This window comes from Nesterenkonia lutea, from assembly GCF_014873955.1.
GTDB classification, from domain to species: domain Bacteria; phylum Actinomycetota; class Actinomycetes; order Actinomycetales; family Micrococcaceae; genus Nesterenkonia; species Nesterenkonia lutea.
The window spans coordinates 1,154,939-1,171,150 of sequence record NZ_JADBED010000001.1 but is presented as its reverse complement, the minus strand read 5'-3'; the positions used below and the strand labels follow the sequence as shown (position 1 = coordinate 1,171,150).

Annotated in this window: 15 protein-coding genes and 1 tRNA gene; 7 read left to right on the top strand and 9 right to left on the bottom strand. The window is 65.0% G+C overall.

Going from position 1 to position 16,212, the window contains the following annotated elements:
• Positions 1–22: 22 nt before the first annotated feature.
• A complete protein-coding gene (locus H4W27_RS05325; protein ID WP_192595005.1) occupies positions 23–1,849 on the bottom strand; it encodes an AMP-dependent synthetase/ligase in 1,827 nt (608 codons plus the stop codon).
• A gap of 145 nt (positions 1,850–1,994) precedes the next feature.
• Between H4W27_RS05325 and H4W27_RS05320 the strand changes: the two genes are divergently transcribed.
• Genes H4W27_RS05320 through H4W27_RS05310 form a run of 3 tightly spaced genes read left to right on the top strand, consistent with a single transcriptional unit; the run spans position 1,995 to position 3,487 of the window.
• Positions 1,995–2,231 carry a glycine zipper family protein gene (locus H4W27_RS05320; RefSeq protein ID WP_192595004.1) on the top strand — a complete coding sequence of 79 codons (237 nt, stop codon included), beginning with the start codon at positions 1,995–1,997 and terminating at the stop codon, positions 2,229–2,231.
• A 29-nt stretch (positions 2,232–2,260) separates the two neighbouring features.
• Positions 2,261–2,635 carry a hypothetical protein gene (locus tag H4W27_RS05315; protein WP_192595003.1) on the top strand — a complete coding sequence of 125 codons (375 nt, stop codon included), beginning with the start codon at positions 2,261–2,263 and terminating at the stop codon, positions 2,633–2,635.
• 3 nt (positions 2,636–2,638) lie between these two features.
• Complete coding sequence (locus tag H4W27_RS05310) at positions 2,639–3,487, top strand: glycosyltransferase (RefSeq protein WP_192595002.1); 849 nt, start codon at positions 2,639–2,641, stop codon at positions 3,485–3,487.
• Between the two features lie 22 nt (positions 3,488–3,509).
• Here H4W27_RS05310 and H4W27_RS05305 read toward each other — a convergent pair whose 3' ends face one another.
• The 5 genes from H4W27_RS05305 to H4W27_RS05285 form a co-directional block, all read right to left on the bottom strand.
• Complete coding sequence (locus H4W27_RS05305) at positions 3,510–3,872, bottom strand: hypothetical protein (RefSeq protein WP_192595001.1); 363 nt, start codon at positions 3,870–3,872, stop codon at positions 3,510–3,512.
• A 410-nt stretch (positions 3,873–4,282) separates the two neighbouring features.
• Positions 4,283–5,014, bottom strand: a complete 732-nt coding sequence (istB, locus tag H4W27_RS05300; RefSeq protein ID WP_449867020.1) for an IS21-like element helper ATPase IstB — start codon at positions 5,012–5,014, stop codon at positions 4,283–4,285.
• A gap of 53 nt (positions 5,015–5,067) precedes the next feature.
• On the bottom strand, positions 5,068–6,324 hold the full coding sequence (gene istA, locus H4W27_RS05295) for an IS21 family transposase (protein WP_192594411.1): 1,257 nt from the start codon (positions 6,322–6,324) through the stop codon (positions 5,068–5,070).
• A 94-nt stretch (positions 6,325–6,418) separates the two neighbouring features.
• The gene (locus H4W27_RS05290; RefSeq protein ID WP_192594999.1) at positions 6,419–6,769 is read right to left on the bottom strand and encodes a TM2 domain-containing protein; all 351 of its coding nucleotides are present in this window, start codon (positions 6,767–6,769) and stop codon (positions 6,419–6,421) included.
• A 196-nt stretch (positions 6,770–6,965) separates the two neighbouring features.
• Entirely contained in the window at positions 6,966–7,826 is an 861-nt protein-coding gene (locus H4W27_RS05285) for a DUF4190 domain-containing protein (RefSeq protein ID WP_192594998.1), read from the bottom strand.
• 1,096 nt (positions 7,827–8,922) lie between these two features.
• On the opposite strand from H4W27_RS05285, the gene H4W27_RS05280 reads away from it, so the two are divergent.
• Positions 8,923–9,144 (top strand): hypothetical protein, encoded by a 222-nt coding sequence (locus H4W27_RS05280; RefSeq protein ID WP_192594997.1) that lies wholly within the window; start codon positions 8,923–8,925, stop codon positions 9,142–9,144.
• A gap of 101 nt (positions 9,145–9,245) precedes the next feature.
• On the opposite strand, the gene H4W27_RS05275 is transcribed toward H4W27_RS05280, so the two are convergent.
• The 3 genes from H4W27_RS05275 to orn all read right to left on the bottom strand — a co-directional run bounded on the left by H4W27_RS05275 (position 9,246) and on the right by orn (position 11,397).
• Positions 9,246–10,418, bottom strand: a complete 1,173-nt coding sequence (locus tag H4W27_RS05275) for an ATP-grasp fold amidoligase family protein (protein ID WP_192594996.1) — start codon at positions 10,416–10,418, stop codon at positions 9,246–9,248.
• Between the two features lie 191 nt (positions 10,419–10,609).
• Positions 10,610–10,685: transfer RNA gene (locus tag H4W27_RS05270), tRNA-His, on the bottom strand.
• Positions 10,686–10,794: 109 nt separating this feature from the next.
• Positions 10,795–11,397 carry an oligoribonuclease gene (orn, locus tag H4W27_RS05265; protein ID WP_192594995.1) on the bottom strand — a complete coding sequence of 201 codons (603 nt, stop codon included), beginning with the start codon at positions 11,395–11,397 and terminating at the stop codon, positions 10,795–10,797.
• Between the two features lie 83 nt (positions 11,398–11,480).
• On the opposite strand from orn, the gene mptB (H4W27_RS05260) reads away from it, so the two are divergent.
• Genes mptB (H4W27_RS05260) through H4W27_RS05250 form a run of 3 tightly spaced genes read left to right on the top strand, consistent with a single transcriptional unit; the run spans position 11,481 to position 16,208 of the window.
• On the top strand, positions 11,481–13,235 hold the full coding sequence (gene mptB / locus H4W27_RS05260) for a polyprenol phosphomannose-dependent alpha 1,6 mannosyltransferase MptB (protein WP_225939015.1): 1,755 nt from the start codon (positions 11,481–11,483) through the stop codon (positions 13,233–13,235).
• Complete coding sequence (gene mptB, locus H4W27_RS05255) at positions 13,222–14,868, top strand: polyprenol phosphomannose-dependent alpha 1,6 mannosyltransferase MptB (protein WP_192594994.1); 1,647 nt, start codon at positions 13,222–13,224, stop codon at positions 14,866–14,868. Before mptB (H4W27_RS05260) ends, mptB (H4W27_RS05255) begins: the two co-directional genes overlap by 14 nt.
• The gene (locus H4W27_RS05250) at positions 14,865–16,208 is read left to right on the top strand and encodes a glycosyltransferase family 87 protein (RefSeq protein ID WP_318782168.1); all 1,344 of its coding nucleotides are present in this window, start codon (positions 14,865–14,867) and stop codon (positions 16,206–16,208) included. The genes mptB (H4W27_RS05255) and H4W27_RS05250 overlap by 4 nt, the downstream gene beginning before the upstream one ends.
• The last annotated feature ends 4 nt before the right edge of the window (positions 16,209–16,212 follow it).

Below are 16,212 nucleotides of genomic sequence, written 5' to 3'. Positions count from 1 at the left end.
CGCGGCGGAGGGCAGGCGCGGCTCACCGGCGCCTGGCGCGGTGGGCGGCCTTGTCGTAGAGATTCTCCACCACGCGCTGGAAGTCACGCATGACCTCGGCGCGCTTGATCTTCAGCGAAGGTGTCAGATGCCCCGATCCGATCGTGAAGTCGTCCTCCAGGACCGTGAAGCTGCGGATGGACTCCGCCTTGGAGACGGTGGAGTTCGTGGAGTCGATGACCTTCTGCAGGTGCGCAAGGACCTGCGGATGCTCGGTGAGCTCCTTCATGGGGGTCCGCGGGTCCAGACCTTGACTGCGCAGCCAGCTCGGCGCAACGTCCCCGTCCAGGGTGATCATCGCGCTGATGAAGGGTCTGCCGTCCCCGACCACCACGGCCTGAGACACCAGCAGATCTGAGCGGATGGCGTCCTCCAGCTGAGCCGGCGCCACGTTCTTGCCTCCTGCGGTGACCAGAATCTCCTTCTTGCGACCGGTGATGATGAGTCGGCCCTCCTCATCGAGCCTGCCCAGATCTCCGGTGTAGAACCAGCCGTCCGCAGTGAAGGACTCCGCATTGAGATCGGGCCTGTTGCGGTAGCCGCGGAAGAGACACGTGCCTCTGACCAGGACCTCCCCGTCCTCGGCCAGGCGCACCGCGTTGCCCGGCAGCGGGCGCCCGACAGTGCCGATCCGATAGTGGGCGGGGAGATTCCCGGTGACCGGCGCCGTGGTCTCTGTGAGCCCGTAGCCTTCGATGATCTGGATGCCCACTCCGTTGAAGAAGTGCGCCAGGCGATCCCCGAGGGGGGAGCCTCCGGAGAAGGCATGGGTGACCAGTCCGCCCATTCGGGCACGCAGCTTGGAATAGACGAGTCTGCTGAACACGGCGTGCCTGAGGCGCAGGGTCCAGGGAACCGTGCCGTCGGTCGTGGCCTGGGACCATGCCACCGCCGTGTCCACGGCCGCCTGGAAGATGCGTCTCCGGCCGTCGCCCTCGGCCTTCAGCGCCGCGGAGTTGTAGATCTTCTCGAACACACGGGGCACGCCGAGCAGGAAGGTCGGCCGGATGTCCCCGAGATCATCGATGAGCTGCTTGATGTCTGGGGTATGGGCGACCCGACCGCCCGCGGCGATGAAGATCACCGAGACGAAGCGGGCGAAGACATGCGCCATGGGCAGGAAAAGCACGGTGGAGGAGGTCTTGCTGATGACCCCGTCCAGGTCGGCGATGGTCTGCAGGGAATGGTGGACGAAGTTCCCGTGAGTCAGCTCGCAGCCCTTGGGCCGACCGGTGACCCCGGAGGTGTAGATGATCGTGGCGAGGTCATCGGTGTTCGCCGCGGCGCGGCGCACCTCGACCTCGTCATCGTCGATGTCGCGTCCAGACTCCCGAAGTTCGCGGATGTCATTGCCCTCGATCAGCAGCACCGGGGGAGTGGAGCCGATTCCCGATCCCTCGAGTCCCTCGCGAACGGTCTGCGCGTGCTGAGCCGTTTCGGCGAAGACGAGACTGAGCTCGGAGTCTTCCGCGATCCACGCGATCTGCGAGGCGGAGGAGGTCTCATAGATCGGAACCGAGACGGCCCCCGCATACCAGAGCGCGAAGTCCAGCAGGCTCCATTCGAAGCGGGTGGCTGACATGATCCCCACTCGTGCGCCGGGGGTGATTCCGCGACTGATGAGTCCCTTGGCCAGAGCCTGGACATCGGCGTGGAACTCCGCGGCGGAGACGTCCTCCCACTCACCCGAGGCGCCGCGACGGGTGAAGATCACGTTGTCAGGGTCCCCGCTGCGCTGCTGCTCGAGAAGATCGGTGATGTTCATCTGGGCGGGCACATCGATGAGCGCCGGTGTCGCGGTGTCCTGCAAGGATGTCCTCCTGGTCGGGTGACGCGTTCTGCGGCTGTTGATGCCGTCGGGACCGTCGACGGTTCCTGCCTAGAGAAGAATATCGTCCTGCGGCGCGCAGGTGTGAGCGGCTGAGAACTGCGCGGCAGACACCTACACTGCTGACATGGCGGATGAAGAGGAGACTCCCACCAACTACCTGGCACTGGGCATCGCGCTGGGGCCGGCCTTCGGAGTCCCGCTGGGACTGGTGTTCCTGGACAATCTCGGACTCGGCATGGCGCTCGGGATGCTGTTCGGCCTCGTCATCGGTGCGGCCATGGATGCACAGCAAGACGATGGCCAGGACGAAGAGGACGTGGACCCCGGGTCGCCGGAGGGTCCCGGTGTCACGGGGTCCTGAACTCCGAGCACCGGTCCGGGGGAGCTGATATGGCACATGTTCTCTTCGGCGCGGTCATGTTCAACCTCGCTGAGGTCACGCGCATGGTCGAGATTGCGCGTGCACTTGATCCCGCTCACACCGCCTCCTTCTTCGGCCACGAGGACCAGTACCGGCACCTGGTGCTGGAGGCCGGCTTCGACCATCACACGCTGGGGCCGCCATGGTCCGCAGCGCAGCGGCGGCAGGCGCTGCGGTTCGACCAGGGGAAGACATTGCGCACTCCCTTCTCCACGGAACTTGTCTCGGCCCGCGTGGCGGCAGAGCGTGAGCTGATCCGCGACACCGGTGCGCAGGCTGTGGTGATCGGGACCAACGTGACGTCGATGATCTCTGCGCGGGCGGAAGATGTTCCGCTGTCGTAGGCGGTGCCGTTCGCCCTGACCCGCCCCCACGTGGAACAGACACGCAGGCTCGGCCTCGTCCCTGGCGCCGGGTCCTGGTCCCGAGCGCTCGATGGGGCGGCCACCCGGGCCTTCCGGTGGGTCTATGACCGCGCGCCGGTCGCCCCTGCCGCCTTCGCCCGCGTCGCGAGGGACAACGGTGTGTTCCCGCTGAGGACGATCTCGTCTTTGTTGGAGGCGGACCACAACCTGCTCACCGTGATGCCCGATGAACTGCGGGGCTACAGCCTTCCCCAGGGTTACCAGCGGGTCGGACCGATCTTCGCGCATCTGGATGTTCCGGTGCCGGAGATCATCCACGAGCTCGGTTCCCGTGAGGAGCCGCTCGTGTACCTCGGTCTCGGCTCCTCCGCGAACCGCAGGATGGCTCTCGCGGCGGCGGCGCAGCTGGGCAGGCTGCCCGTGAACGTCGTCGCTCCTATCGGTCATTATCTGCGGGCGGACGACACCGTGCCAGAGAACGTGCACGTCACGGAGCTGCTGCCCGCCCATCGACTCGAGGGCCTGGTGGACGCGGCCGTGCTGCATGGCGGACAAGGGACCGTTCAGACTGCCTGCGCCACCGGTGTCCCGTTCGTCGGACTGGGTCTGCAGCCTGAACAGACATGGAACGTCGGGGGCTGCTCGGCCCGCGGCAACGCGATCGCGCTCGCCCCGCGTCAGGCTGGAACGGATGCACTTTCCCAGGCGGTGCGCCGCCTGTTGAGCGAGGACTCTTTTCGAGACGCCGCCGAGGCGGTCCGGCGCGAACACTCCCTGGAGAACGGGGCTGCGGCCAGCGCGCGAATCATCGAGACGAACCTTCGCAGCTGAATCGCGGGCCTGCGCAACAGGCCTATAGCGAGGGGAGGTCGACGTGCCTGATGCTGTCGTCCTTCAGGCGCAGGACGACCTTCTGCGGACGCGGCGTGTCCGGAAACTCGAGGTAGGCGAGCGTGAAGGGCTCATCTGGTGCAAGGACGAGGGGCAGATCGACCGGGTGCCGCCGCAGCGACTCCTCCAGGCTGTCACCCTCGTTGAGGATGTCGAGCACCTCGATCCGGCCGCCGGCGGTCAAGATGATGCGCTCGGGCTGGTGCTCCGCGGTGATGGCATTCTTCGCTCGGAGGTGACCGCGGATGACCGCGGAGATGACGGCTGCCACCGCCAGGCCCGCAATGGTCCAGAAGGCGAGCGTATCGGCTGTGAGGGCATCCATGCCCCCAAGCCTACGCAACTGCGGGCCCGGTTCCGCCCGCACGTTCCGCGGTCAGGCTGTGAGCAGCGATCATCTCCGCGCCGAGACCTGCCGCGCAGCCCACCTTGTCGCATGCCTCTGCCATGCCGGTCGGAGCATTACTCGTACGCGGTCGTCCTGATAGTGCGGTGCCCCACGCATATTCAGCCAGTCAAGTTCATGCCTTGTGAGATGCCCGTTGCCTGCGGCAACATGCTTACCGTCCGGACGGGTAGACAATATGCCGCCTGACGAGCCTGCAGCTTCAGGGGCAGCTCGTCACCGGGGTTCACGTGGCAGGTAGTGCATTGGCTTCCGCAGCGCTGCTTGTGTCAACGACGGCCGAAAACTGAACACTCAGCGACGGGTAAAAACTGAACGCCGTGTTTTCCTTACGGGGTTCTAGAGGTAGTGGTCTCGATGAGCTCGCGGCGGCTCCGTGTGCGGTAGGACTCTCCATCGAGGGTGAGGACCTCCGCGTGATGGACCAGCCGATCGATCATCGCCGCCGCGACGGTGTCATCGCTGAAGATCTCACCCCACCTGCCGAAGGAGAGGTTGCTCGTGATCAGCAAAGACTCCTGTTCATAGCGGGCAGCGACCAGTTGGAAGAACAGATTCGCCGCATCAGCATCGAAGGGCAGATAGCCGAGCTCATCAATGATCAACAGCCGGTACCTGCGAAGCCTTTTGAGCTCCTGATCCAGACCACCGTGGCGCTGATGCGCGTCGCTGAGCCGGTTGACCCACCCCGCAGCAGTGTCGAAGAGCGCCGGGTACCCGGCCTGGCAGGCCTTGATTCCTAGCCCGATGCCCAGATGAGTCTTACCCACCCCTGGGGGTCCCAGCAGGATGACGTTCTCTGCCTTGGGCACGAAGCTCGTGTTCTGCAGATGAGCCAGCACGTCACGGCGCAGGCCGGGCTGATAGTCGGTGTTGAAGTCCTCGAGGGTCTTGATCGCGGGGAACTTCGCGGTCTGGATCCGCAGAGCGGTGCCGTTGGCCTCTCGATCAGCGACTTGGCGCTCCAAGACAGCAGCGAGGTATTCCTCGTGGGACCAGCCCTGCTCCCGGGCAATCTCGGCGAGGTCTTCCCAGACCCTGCCGATCGTGGGAGTCTTCATCACCTTCACCAGATGCGCCAGGGTCGAGCCGATCTTCTCACCACTGGTGGCACTCATGCGGCACTCCTGTGATCATCAGCCGGCACCGTGGTGTGGGTGAGTCCGAAAAGCTCGTCATAGACGCTCAGCGGCCGGTAGGCCACCTCAGTGTCCTTGGTCCCGCGCACCTGGTGGCGCACGGTGTCGTTGTAATGAGCCCGCATGGCCTTCGCGGTGCCCACATGAGCCGGGTCTGTGATCACCTGGGCTCGGGCCCAGCACCGCCGGTGATCAGCAGCGATCTCACCGTCACACACGGCCACCACCCGGTCCAAGGTCGCGGTGACCTGGACCAACCGACCGATGAACCGCGGATCCACCGAGTAGTCATTCGCATCGATCCGCAGATAGTAGTCCCGGGCCAGACGCACCTGGTGCGAGAAACCTGTCGAAGGTGGGGAGGGCGGTAGCGCGGTCATCGCCGCCAGATCTCGGCCCAGGACGTTGACCGGTCTGTCCCCGAGGCTGCGGATCATGCGCTGATTGGCCCGGCCAGTGATCCACGTGCTGATCTGGGTGTTGAAATCTTGCGGTGAAGCGAAGGATCGGCCGGGCAGGAAGCTGGTCTCGAAGTACCCGTTGTTGCGCTCGGTCATGCCCTTGAACTCCGGGTCCCTGGGTGGAGCGATCACCATCTTCGTCGCGGTGGTCCCCGCGAAGGCCTGCAACGGCGGCAGCGGTCTGCCCTTGGGGGCGATCGCAGCTTCACGGTCCCAGATCAAGGACTTCGAGACCGCTCCGACTCCGCTGATCAGCTGCCACATCCCGGCCAGCAGGTCGCCGGACTGCCGCGAGGGCAGCATCGTGGCGGTCAGGAATCTCGAGAACGTCAGGGTCATCACCAGCACCGGCAAGGTGCGGGTCTGTCCGAAACCGACCGGGATCTGAGGTTCGGGGAACCATAGATCAAACTGAGCGGCTTCCCCAGGGCGGTGGACCAATCGGTCAGCCGGATCGACCCCGGTGTAGAGGGGGCGCAGTTCCCGGACCTTGTCTTTGAGCACCGTCATCGAGTGTTCCCACCCGATCCGTTCAGCGATCACCGTCGCTGGCATCCGGGGAGTGTCTTTGAGCAGCTTGTGGATCTCTGGGACGTACTCGTCGGCGATCGAGCCCTTAGGTTCGCGCTGGTACTTCGGAGGTCCACTGGATTCCAAGGCCTTATAGACAGTGGTTCGGGAGACCCCGAGCTTCTCAGCGATCTGCTTCTTCGGCATGGACTCGGCAAAATGTAGCCGACGGATTTCAGCCCAATCTTCCACAGTGATCATGTCTCCTAGCATGGTCCGGGTGTCCAGAATTCACCCGTCGCTAAGTGACCAGTATTCACGCGTCGTCGACAGCTTGCGGTCCGGTCACCTGGAATCACGTCCACTGGATCCGCTTAAGTCCCTGGGTGCCCTTCATGATGATCAGGATGAAATCAATCAACGGCCAGATGCCGAAGGTCATCCACCCCACCAGAAGCTTCGCGAAGCCCATGCCGACGTGCCCCAGATAGAAGCGGTCCACGCCAAGAATGCCGAAGAAGAATGACAGCAGGATTGCAGCCGCATGGGACTTTACGGGCATCGGGGCCATGGAATAGGGGTACGGCTGGTATTGCGGAGCGCCGTACTGGGGCTGTGGGTATTGCGGGTGCTGTGGGTACTGCTCTCCGCCGTACTGGGCGCGGGGGTATTCGGGACCGGTGGGGCCATGCGATGGCGTGCTCATGGGTGATGCCCTTCATATGGCGTGGGTGATTCGAACTTCAATACTGGCGTACGGCTCCGTACCCAACTGGGCTTGTGTCGTACGCGACTTTCAGAGGGGAGGCACGCTTTGCTTGTGGGCGACCCCGCCCGGTGAGTAGGACAGGGGGGGGTGCCCCGCCCAGCGAGTGCCGGACGGGGCCATCGCCCAAAGCTCGTTACTGCATGGAGAAGAATGCGTCGTCAGTGTCGAATAGTCCGAGACGCACGCGGATTGCTCCCTCACCTTCGTCGGGGACTGCCACCACGACGTTGCCGGTCTCGGTTCCTCCGTTGTAGAGCTCCTGAGACCCGTCGAGGGGTTCGGGCGCAACGACGATGTTGTCCCAGGTGGAGACGGTCTCCCCGGACGAGGTGACGTAGGCGATATCTGTGCCCATCATGATCATCTCGGAGTCCTCACCGTTGTAAACCACGGTGGCGTTGACCAAAGTGTAGGAAGCGCCATCCGCAGCTGGCTCGTTGACGGGGTTTGCCGAAGCGATCTCGTCGTCGGCGTTCAGAGTGACGTCGTTGATGGTCACTGCCCAATCTCCGGACTCGAAGGTCTCACCGATAGGCAACGGGTTGTCTCGCGTTCCGGCGTCGCTGTCGTCGGTCGCCTCGTCGCCCTCTTCGCCCGCCGCCTCAGAGGTTTCTTCGGCGTTCCCTTCTTCGGTGGCCTCAGGAGTTTCCTCGGCTGTTTCTTCAGTTCCGTCTTGGTCCTGCATTTCGTCATCGAATGAGCTCACAGCCGCGCCGAAAAGCAACGTGCCTATGGTCACGATTAAAAATCCGAGTGCGCCAGTGATGATGCCCGCGATGGCCTGGCCTTTGCCCCTTTTCTTGACGAGGGCCACGATCCCGAGGATCACCGCCACGGGGCCGAGAACGAAACTCAAGAAGCCCACAACTGGGATGAAACTCAGTACGATGGCGACGATGCCGATCACCATCGCCGCAATACCAAGACCCGTCTTCGGCGCCGTGTGCGGTGGCTGTGCGCCATTATTCGGATACTCGTGTGTGGGTGCAGACATTTGTTCCTCCCGGATTTGAGTGATTCATGGGTGATTCTGTCCTATTTCAGGGTGTCGTACCAAACGTCCGGCGCAAGGAAGCTCCAGGTAGGTACCTAGCGCTGTCCTGCGGGGTTGGTCAGATGGCGTCGACTTTTTGCAGGGAGGATCAGTGCTGCGAACGAAGGCTGTTGCCCGCTACTCGCCCCTACGAGCGTTTCGAAGACAAGCGCCGTTTGCGCCTTAGGTTTCATGCCAGCACCGAATTCCTCTCAAGAGAACCGTAAAGGCAGGCACGGACATGAGCTTCTCCGACAAGAATACGAACCCTCCCGACGCTGTACTCATGTACTATTCGGTCCTGAAGAAGTCATCCTCGGTGATGACGAAACCGAGTCAAACTCGAACCGCCCCGCCTCATCGTCGATGGGGGTAGCAATCGCGACGTTGCCCTGTTCGGTGCCCCGTTGCAGAGCTTCCTCATTGAGTCGAGCGCGTCGGGCGCCATAACGATCTGATCGAAGGCGCTGATCGTTTCTCTGGTTCCAGAGACATACGAGATGTCAGTCCCGAGCGTGGGCGTCCGGGACGCACCAGCCAATTGCCTACATTGATAAGCGCGTAGGTCGTACCATCGGGAGCCGGTGGTTGAACTGGTTTGCGCGGAGGATCTGTTCGTCTGGGTCCGCAGTGACACTATTGACTGTGACTTCCCAGTCCCTATTCCTGGGCTCTGGGGTCTCGGTTCAGCCCTAGCAACTCCTCAGTGCGACGTGACGGGGAGGACCTGCAGCTCTGGGGCCATACCAGGCAACTCATTACGGGTCGCGGTGGAGTGCGCTATCGCGCATCGTGCCATGTATCGGTCTGGCTCGAGCTGGTGCCTATCCGACGGTGGCCGTAGCCAGCTTCGAGCTGGTGGGCTCACCACCACGCTTCCTCCTAGGCAGTGCTGTCTCTTCTTGTCTTCACACCGGCAGGGCCGGGCGCTCGTGTCCCTGGCAGGCTCTTGACGTACCCGGTCAGCGAGGAGAAAGGTGGAACCGTACCCCGGTCATCCCATTTCTCATGCGGGACCCCGACACCGGGCAGAGGTTGAGACCCAAGGAGGCAGATCATGGCAGCATGCGACACCTGCGGGAACGACTATGACACCCCCATGACCGTCACCCAACATGGTGAGACTCATACCTTCGACAGCTTCGAGTGTGCGGCCCACCTCATGGCGCCGACCTGCGCGCACTGCGGCGTGCGGGTTCTGGGCCACGGCACCAGGGCCGGCAGCTCGGTCTACTGCTGCGAACACTGTGTGCCGGAGGACGCCCGGGTCGCCACATAGGCCGGTCTCCCATGCACAGCCGCCCCATCCGCACGGGAGGGCGGGGCGGCTTCTTGCGCGTCGATCAGGTGTGCGGGATGCAGGCGCTGGCGGACATGTGGCTAGGGCGCCAGGGGCGCGGGAACCCGGGACCACGCGTTGGGCTCTCCAGCTCTGCCTTCGTGCGGCGGGTAGTGCCACGCGTAGTCGTTCGCCCCGAAGAGCATCCCAGGTGGGCGGCCGGCGCCGAGGTCGCGTTCCAGACGCGCCCGGCCCGCGGTCCACTTCTTGCCCATCCTTCGGTCATGCTTCGGCGTGTACTCATGGTGACCGCCGGGCAGCAGGGTGAGTTCACCCAGCACAGGCCCGCGAGGGGTCTGGTAGAGGTCAACCCGGATGAATGGGACGCCGACGAGTCTGGAGAGCCGCTTGGCCACCTCGACGAGCTCCGGCAGGAGCACGGGAGGCATGATGTCTGCATACCGCGCCCCACCCAGCACGCGACCCAGTGTGCGGCCGGACTCGCTGAAGTAGGCCCGCGAGAAGAGCTGGCGGTCGGTGGTTCCCTGCTTGCCCTGCTGCATGACCAAGACCTGCAGCACCTCGCCATAGGACATATAGAACTTGATGTCCTCCGGAAGGCTTGATTCGCCAGTGCCGACCAGGAACTCTTCAGCAAAGAACGGGCCACGCATCGCGCTCATCGTCTCGACCATGGATGCAGGAAGCCGACCGTTCGGCAGCCGGAGTTCACTGCCCAGCTTCACCCAGGAGTCACCTTCCCGGACGAGCGGCCAGACCGCGCGGCCGCTCGCCTCGCTGTCCGCCTTCAACACGATCCTCTCGGCGGCGATCACTGACAGGTCAATCTCGGCGGGATCAGACCAGACCGCAGACACCTCGGGGACACCCACGCCATGACTCTGGGCGAACGAGTAGTTGCGCAGCTTATAGGGGATCTGCCGCATGACTAGGTGCGCAGGATCTCTGAGTTTCGCCATCGCCGAGTAGGTGGCCTTGTAGTTCGCCAACTGTGTGCTGAATGTCGTGCGCTCGCGCTGGATGGCTCGCACTCGGCTCTGCGCCGCGTCGAGCTGTTCAGCCTTGCTTCGGGTGAAGCCGCGCCACTTCGCCGCCTCAGCACGTGAGCGCTGCAGACTGGCCGCGTATTCGGCTTCCCGCACCGTGAGCTCAGCATCCTTCTCCGCAAGCTGACGCTCGAGTTCGCCGATGCGCTCCTGGCGGCGTTGGATCGGCGGCACCACATTGGCGAAACGACTGGTCAGGCGGGACATAGGCGAATCTCTCTGCTGGCTATCAGGCTTCGTACAGGCTACAGGTCCGTGTCCGCGCTGCCTGGCGAGGCGTCCCGGCGCAGAGACCAGGCTGGATGCCCGCGCTGCGGACCGGGCGGCGCCGGGCAGCGGCGGCACGAAGGCCGGGGCCGACGAAAAACGGTCCTGGTCGAATGACCAGGACCGTTCCATGGGGTGAGCGACGGGGCTTGAACCCGCGACCCTCGCGACCACAACGCGATGCTCTACCAGCTGAGCTACGCCCACCATGCGTGAAGCCGAGAGCGGCTCCACAATCGTCTGCGACTCAGTCCCAAAGGGCTGAAAAGCAACGCAGGTCAGTCTACACAGCTATCGGTGCATTCCGAAAATCAGCTCAGCTCTGCCTGAACACCGTGCGCCGGTAGTGCCTGAGCTCCTCGATGGAATCTCGGATGTCACCCAGCGCGCGGTGATTGCCGGTCTTGGCCGGAGCAGACTTCTTCGCCTCCGGATACCACCTGGCGGAGAGCTCCTTGATCGTGGAGACATCGATGAGCCGATAGTGCAGGTGCTTCATCAGCTCCGGCATGGCCAGGCGCAGGAAGGCCTTGTCCGCATGGATCGAGTTTCCCGCCAGCGGGGCGACCCCGGCCTCGGGGATCCACCGCTGCACATACTCCAGGACTCGCTGCTCGGCGACTCGCACCGAGACTCCGTCCTTGAGATCCTCAAGCAGGCCCGAGGCCGTGTGCATCTTCTGCACGACCGGGGCCATGGTCTTCAGCCGCTCGGCCGGATCGGGGGCGATCACCACCTGCACCCCTTCGCCGAGGACGTTCAGCTCGGCGTCGGTGACCAGCGCGGCGATCTCCACCAGCACATCGTGGTCGGGGTTCAACCCGGTCATCTCGCAGTCGATCCACACCATGCGCCCGGCCCAGGAACCGCCTGGGCGGACCGGTGCGTCGGAGGGGGAGGAGTCATTGGTCTCAGTCATATCGGCACTCACCCTGCATACTCTACCGACGGGCGTGGTCAGGCCGGAGGGGGCGGGTGTGGGGGGTGATAAATTCAGGGGCGATGAGCGCTGAGGCTGGAGCCGCCGAGAACAGTCCCGCACCCCGAGGTGCCGAGGGCTCCACAGGGCTCGCCAAGACCCACTCCGAGGTTGCAGCCCCGTCCGACTCGCGCGGCCCGGAAAGCCCCAGCAGCCAGGCTCGAGCGCGCAGGAGGGACCTGTGGCTGCACGTCTTGAGATCCTCCACCCGTCCGAAGCACGTCTGGTCGCCGATGGTCGAAGGTCTGCTCGGGTCCCTGCTCGTGCTCCTGGGCTCCCTGGGCGTCGGCTGGCTGGTCAGCGTCTCTCCACTCTCCCGTCACGCCTGGATCATCCTGCTGCGCACCGAACCTGCCGGCGTCGTCGTCTCGACCCTCGCGCTGACCCTGGGCTGCTGGATCATGCTGCGGGCGTGGCTGCGGCTGGGCCGCGTCTTGGAGGACCCCGATCAACAGCAGCACTGGCCGCCGGGATCGCTGCGGGTCGTCAACGCGGCGACGGTGCTCTGGTCGCTCCCGCAGCTGATCGCGATCCCGATCTTCTCCCGGGATGTCTTCGCCTACCTGAACCAGGGCCGGCTCGTCCTCGCCGGACAGGATCCTTACACCACGGGCGTCTCCACGCTGGACAACTGGTTCCAGCTGGGCACCGACATCCTCTGGGCCGAGTCGGAGACCCCCTATGGCCCGCTCTTCCTCTGGATCGAGGCCGCTGTGATGAGCTGGGCGGCCGAGAGTCCGGATCTTGCACTGTTCCTGTTCCGGCTCGCCTGCGTGGGCGGTGTGATCATGATGATGATCTTCGTGCCCAAGCTTGCTCGGCTCCACGGGGTGGACCCCGCACGCGCACAATGGATCACGCTGGCCAACCCGCTGCTGATCATCAGCTTCATCTCCAGCGCCCACAATGACGCCATCATGGTCGGCTTCGCCCTCGCCGGGGTCTATGCCGCGGCGCGGGGAAGGGGAGTCCTCGCCACCCTGCTCGTGGTCGTCTCCATCGGGATCAAACCGATCACCATCGTGCTGCTGCCCTTCATCGGGCTGCTCTGGGCCGGGGCGGGGGCTTCCTGGCGACGGAAGTTCGCCTACTGGTTCTTCACCGCGGCACTGGCCGCCGCGGCGATGATCGGCATCGGCCTGGTGCAGGGCTTCGGCTTCGGGTGGCTCGCGGTCCTCGCCGGCACGGGCACCGGCAGCGTGTTCTGGTCCCCGATCGGCATCGCTGACGGCTGGCTCGGGACGCTGCTGCGTGCCTTCGGCCTGGACAGCGGCTGGACCCTGGAGGTGTTCAAGATCGGCGGACGGATCCTCTCGGTGGTCGTGGTGCTGTGGCTCATGTTCCGGGGCAGCGACAGGTTCATCGTCCAGCGGATGGTCTGGGCGTTCACCGCGCTGGTGGTCCTCTCACCGATCATTCAGCCCTGGTACCTGCTGTGGCTGCTCCCGCTCTTCGCCATCACCGGGATCCGCAAGGACTGGCAGTTCAAGTGGGTCGTGTTCACGATCATGTTCTTCCTGACCTTCGGCGCCTCCGACCAGCTCTCCATCTATCAGTTCCTGCAGCTGGACCAGCAGATGATCGCCCTGTCCATCACCATCTCCTGGATCTCCATCGTCTGGCTGACGCTGGTGGACCGGCAGACCCGCTGGGTCGTCTGGGACGGATGGGGTCTGCCCAGCTTCAGCTGGGAGCGGCCCCGCCTGCGACGGCGCGGACGGCCGGTCGTGCCGCAGCCACAGGGTCCGGAAGCGGAGCGTGCTGATGGTGCGCACTAATCCGGTCTCTCGCAATGCGCTGCGCATGCGCGCATTCCTGGGCCAGTGGCCTCCCACAGCCTGGCTCATCGGCGGCGAAGAGGCAGCGGCCTCGCACACCGCTCGGCAGGGGCTGCTGGCCTCGCTGATGATCATGGTCGGGTCCTGGGGCGTCGGCTGGCTGGCCATGACCCCGCAGTCCCTGCTGGCGCTGAACCCCGTGCTCCTGCCCCTGCGGACGACGACGACCGGCGTCGTCGTCTGTACGGTGCTGCTGGTCCTGGGTGCCCTGCTGCTGCTGCGCTCCTGGCTGCGGCTCTCTCAGCGCGTGGGCTCCTGGTCTGCCCGGGTGACCCCGGTGATGCGCCGCACGCTGATCATGTGGGCCACCCCGCTGATGTTCAGCCTGCCGATCTTCTCCCGCGATGTGTACTCCTACCTGGCCCAGGGTCGGGTGCTGCATGCCGGGCTCAATCCCTATGAGGACGGGGTCTCAGAGCTGCCCGGGTGGTTCATGGAGGGTGCGGACGGACTGTGGGCCGAATCCCCCTCGCCCTATGGCCCGCTGTTCCTGGTGCTCGCGCAGATCATCTGGTTCATCTCCGGCGGGGTGCCGGAGATCGCCATCCTGCTGTTCCGGTGCCTCTCCCTGCTCGGGATGGCGCTGATGCTCTACTGCGTCCCGCGACTCGCCCGTGCCTTCGGCTCCGAACCGTCCTGGGCGCTGTGGCTGTGTCTGCTGAACCCGATGACTCTGCTGGTCTTCGTGTCCGCAGGGCACAATGACGCGCTGATGATCGGACTCATGCTCGCCGGGACTCTGGCCGCACTGCGAAGACGCAGGGCGCTGGGGATTCTGCTCCTGGTCGCGGCCATCGCGGTCAAACCCATCGCCATGGTGGTGCTGCCCTTCATCCTGCTGCTGCCGCTGAAGGACACCTCCGCGCTCTGGCGACGGATGCGCGAATGGGTGATCGGGGGTGCCGCCGCCGCCGTGCTCCTGGTCAGCGGGGGAGCGGCCCTGGGGATAGGCCTGGGCTGGATCTCAGCGGCACTGGGAGCAGGCGCCGCGGTGCTCCAGGCCGCTCCCGTGGGGTTGCTGGGCATCGGACTGGGCGCGGCGATCGGGGTGCTCAGCGGCGTGGACGCCAGTCTGGTGACCGAGGTCGTCTATGCCCTGGCCAGACTCGCCGCCGGAGTCGTGCTCGCAGTGCTGCTGCTGCGCCGCAACGTGGGCAATCCGGTGCTCTGGGCGGCCTACGGGCTGACCATCGTGGTGCTGACCTCGTCGATCATCCAGCCCTGGTACCTGCTCTGGCTGCTTCCCTTCTACGCCGTGGTCCACGTCTACCGCGGCCGGATCCTGGTGCTGGTCACCACGGTGATCACGGTGATGGTGCTGCTCTCCATGGTGGGCCAGCTCTCCGTGGCGCAGTGGATCGACGCCGCGGTGATCCACACGATCGCAATCGCAGTGGTCACCGTGTACCTGATCTACGTGGTCTTCCTCGACCCGAACACCACCGAGTTCTTCGACATGAGACGCCGCTCACAGCGCTGGAATGCCGGGAGCGGCTGGCAGCGCCTGCGAGAATTGACCCCGCCGCGCACACCCTGGGCGGCCGAGGACATCTATGAGAAGGACACCAGGTGAAGATCCCCGGCTCACGACTGCTCTGGCTGCTCCTCGCGGCCACCGTGATGGGCGCGGCGCTCTCCGTGCTGGCGGTGCAATGGTGTCGCATCAACGGCTGGACCGACCCCGAGCAGCACATCCACATGTGCTACTCGGACTTCTCGCTGCTCTTCAGCCAGCGCGGCCTCGCCGAGGGGCTCTTCCCCTTCGTCGATGACGTCCCGGCAGAGAAGGTCATGGAGTATCCGGTGCTGCTCACCATGGTGGCCGGGGTGCTCGCACTGCTGGTCCCGGGCGAGGGCATCAGCGATGCCCGCATCCTGGCCTTCTATGACCTCAACCATGTGGCGGTGATCCTCTGCTGGATCGGCGTGGTCGTCGCCACCGCATACTCCACGGCTGGATGGCGACGCCACGATGCGCTCATGGTGGCGCTGGCCCCCGGCATCATCCTCTCGCTGTCCATCAACTGGGACATGTGGGCGGTGTTCCTCGGCGGACTGGCGCTGCTGCTCTGGGGGCGTTCCCACCCGGTCTGGGCGGGCGTGCTGATCGGCCTCGGGGCGGCGATGAAGCTCTACCCGCTCTTCTTCCTGGGGGCCATCCTGGTGCTGTGCGTGCGCAGCGGACGGCTGCGCTCCTTCGTCGCGACGACGCTGGCCGCTGTGGTGACCTGGCTGGCGGTCAATGTTCCGTTCATGATCCTGCAGTTCGAGCAGTGGTCGACCTTCTACCGCTTCTCCTCCGAGCGCGATGTCAGCTTCTCCTCGATGTGGCTGTTCTTCGGCTGGCTTCCGCTGGACGGGGCCGGTTTCTCGCTGCTCTCCAACGGACTCTTCCTGCTGTGCTGCCTGGGCATCGCCTATCTCACCTGGGCCGCGCCCACACGCCCGAGGCTGGCCCAGATCTGCTTCCTCATCGTGGCCAGCTTCCTGCTGCTGGGCAAGGTCTATTCGCCGCAGTTCGTGATGTGGCTGATCCCGCTGCTGGTGCTCGCCCGGCCGAGGGTGCGCGGATACCTCCTCTGGCAGACGGCAGAGGTCTTCCACTGGGTCGCCGTCTGGATGATGAGCGCGAAGATCACCTCCGGCGGCGAGTTCGCCGGGGGAACCGAGCTCATCGACTGGGCGTACCACCTGGGCATCCTGGCCCATATGGCCACGCTGATCTACCTGATGGTGCAGGTGGTCCGCGAGATCCTGGACCCCGCGCGGGACATCGTCCGTGCCGACCCGGCGTCGGCGGGGCCCCAGGGCGACAGCGCCAGCGATCCGCTGGCAGGAGTCACGCGAGGTCACGGCGACGCCTTCTCCCTGCCCGGGCTCGGCCGATCGACCTCCGTGAAGCTGCGCTGGTGACTGC

What these genes read in the sequence shown, in the direction of transcription:
- H4W27_RS05285 (WP_192594998.1), bottom strand. Translation starts at nt 7,826, where the DNA reads ATGTCTGCACCCACACACGAGTATCCGAATAATGGCGCACAGCCACCG.
- istA (WP_192594411.1), bottom strand. Translation starts at nt 6,324, where the DNA reads ATGATCACTGTGGAAGATTGGGCTGAAATCCGTCGGCTACATTTTGCC.
- H4W27_RS05280 (WP_192594997.1), top strand. Translation starts at nt 8,923, where the DNA reads ATGGCAGCATGCGACACCTGCGGGAACGACTATGACACCCCCATGACC.
- orn (WP_192594995.1), bottom strand. Translation starts at nt 11,397, where the DNA reads ATGACTGAGACCAATGACTCCTCCCCCTCCGACGCACCGGTCCGCCCA.
- mptB (WP_192594994.1), top strand. Translation starts at nt 13,222, where the DNA reads ATGGTGCGCACTAATCCGGTCTCTCGCAATGCGCTGCGCATGCGCGCA.
- H4W27_RS05315 (WP_192595003.1), top strand. Translation starts at nt 2,261, where the DNA reads ATGGCACATGTTCTCTTCGGCGCGGTCATGTTCAACCTCGCTGAGGTC.
- H4W27_RS05320 (WP_192595004.1), top strand. Translation starts at nt 1,995, where the DNA reads ATGGCGGATGAAGAGGAGACTCCCACCAACTACCTGGCACTGGGCATC.
- H4W27_RS05275 (WP_192594996.1), bottom strand. Translation starts at nt 10,418, where the DNA reads ATGTCCCGCCTGACCAGTCGTTTCGCCAATGTGGTGCCGCCGATCCAA.
- mptB (WP_225939015.1), top strand. Translation starts at nt 11,481, where the DNA reads ATGAGCGCTGAGGCTGGAGCCGCCGAGAACAGTCCCGCACCCCGAGGT.
- H4W27_RS05305 (WP_192595001.1), bottom strand. Translation starts at nt 3,872, where the DNA reads ATGGATGCCCTCACAGCCGATACGCTCGCCTTCTGGACCATTGCGGGC.
- H4W27_RS05290 (WP_192594999.1), bottom strand. Translation starts at nt 6,769, where the DNA reads ATGAGCACGCCATCGCATGGCCCCACCGGTCCCGAATACCCCCGCGCC.
- istB (WP_449867020.1), bottom strand. Translation starts at nt 5,014, where the DNA reads ATGAAGACTCCCACGATCGGCAGGGTCTGGGAAGACCTCGCCGAGATT.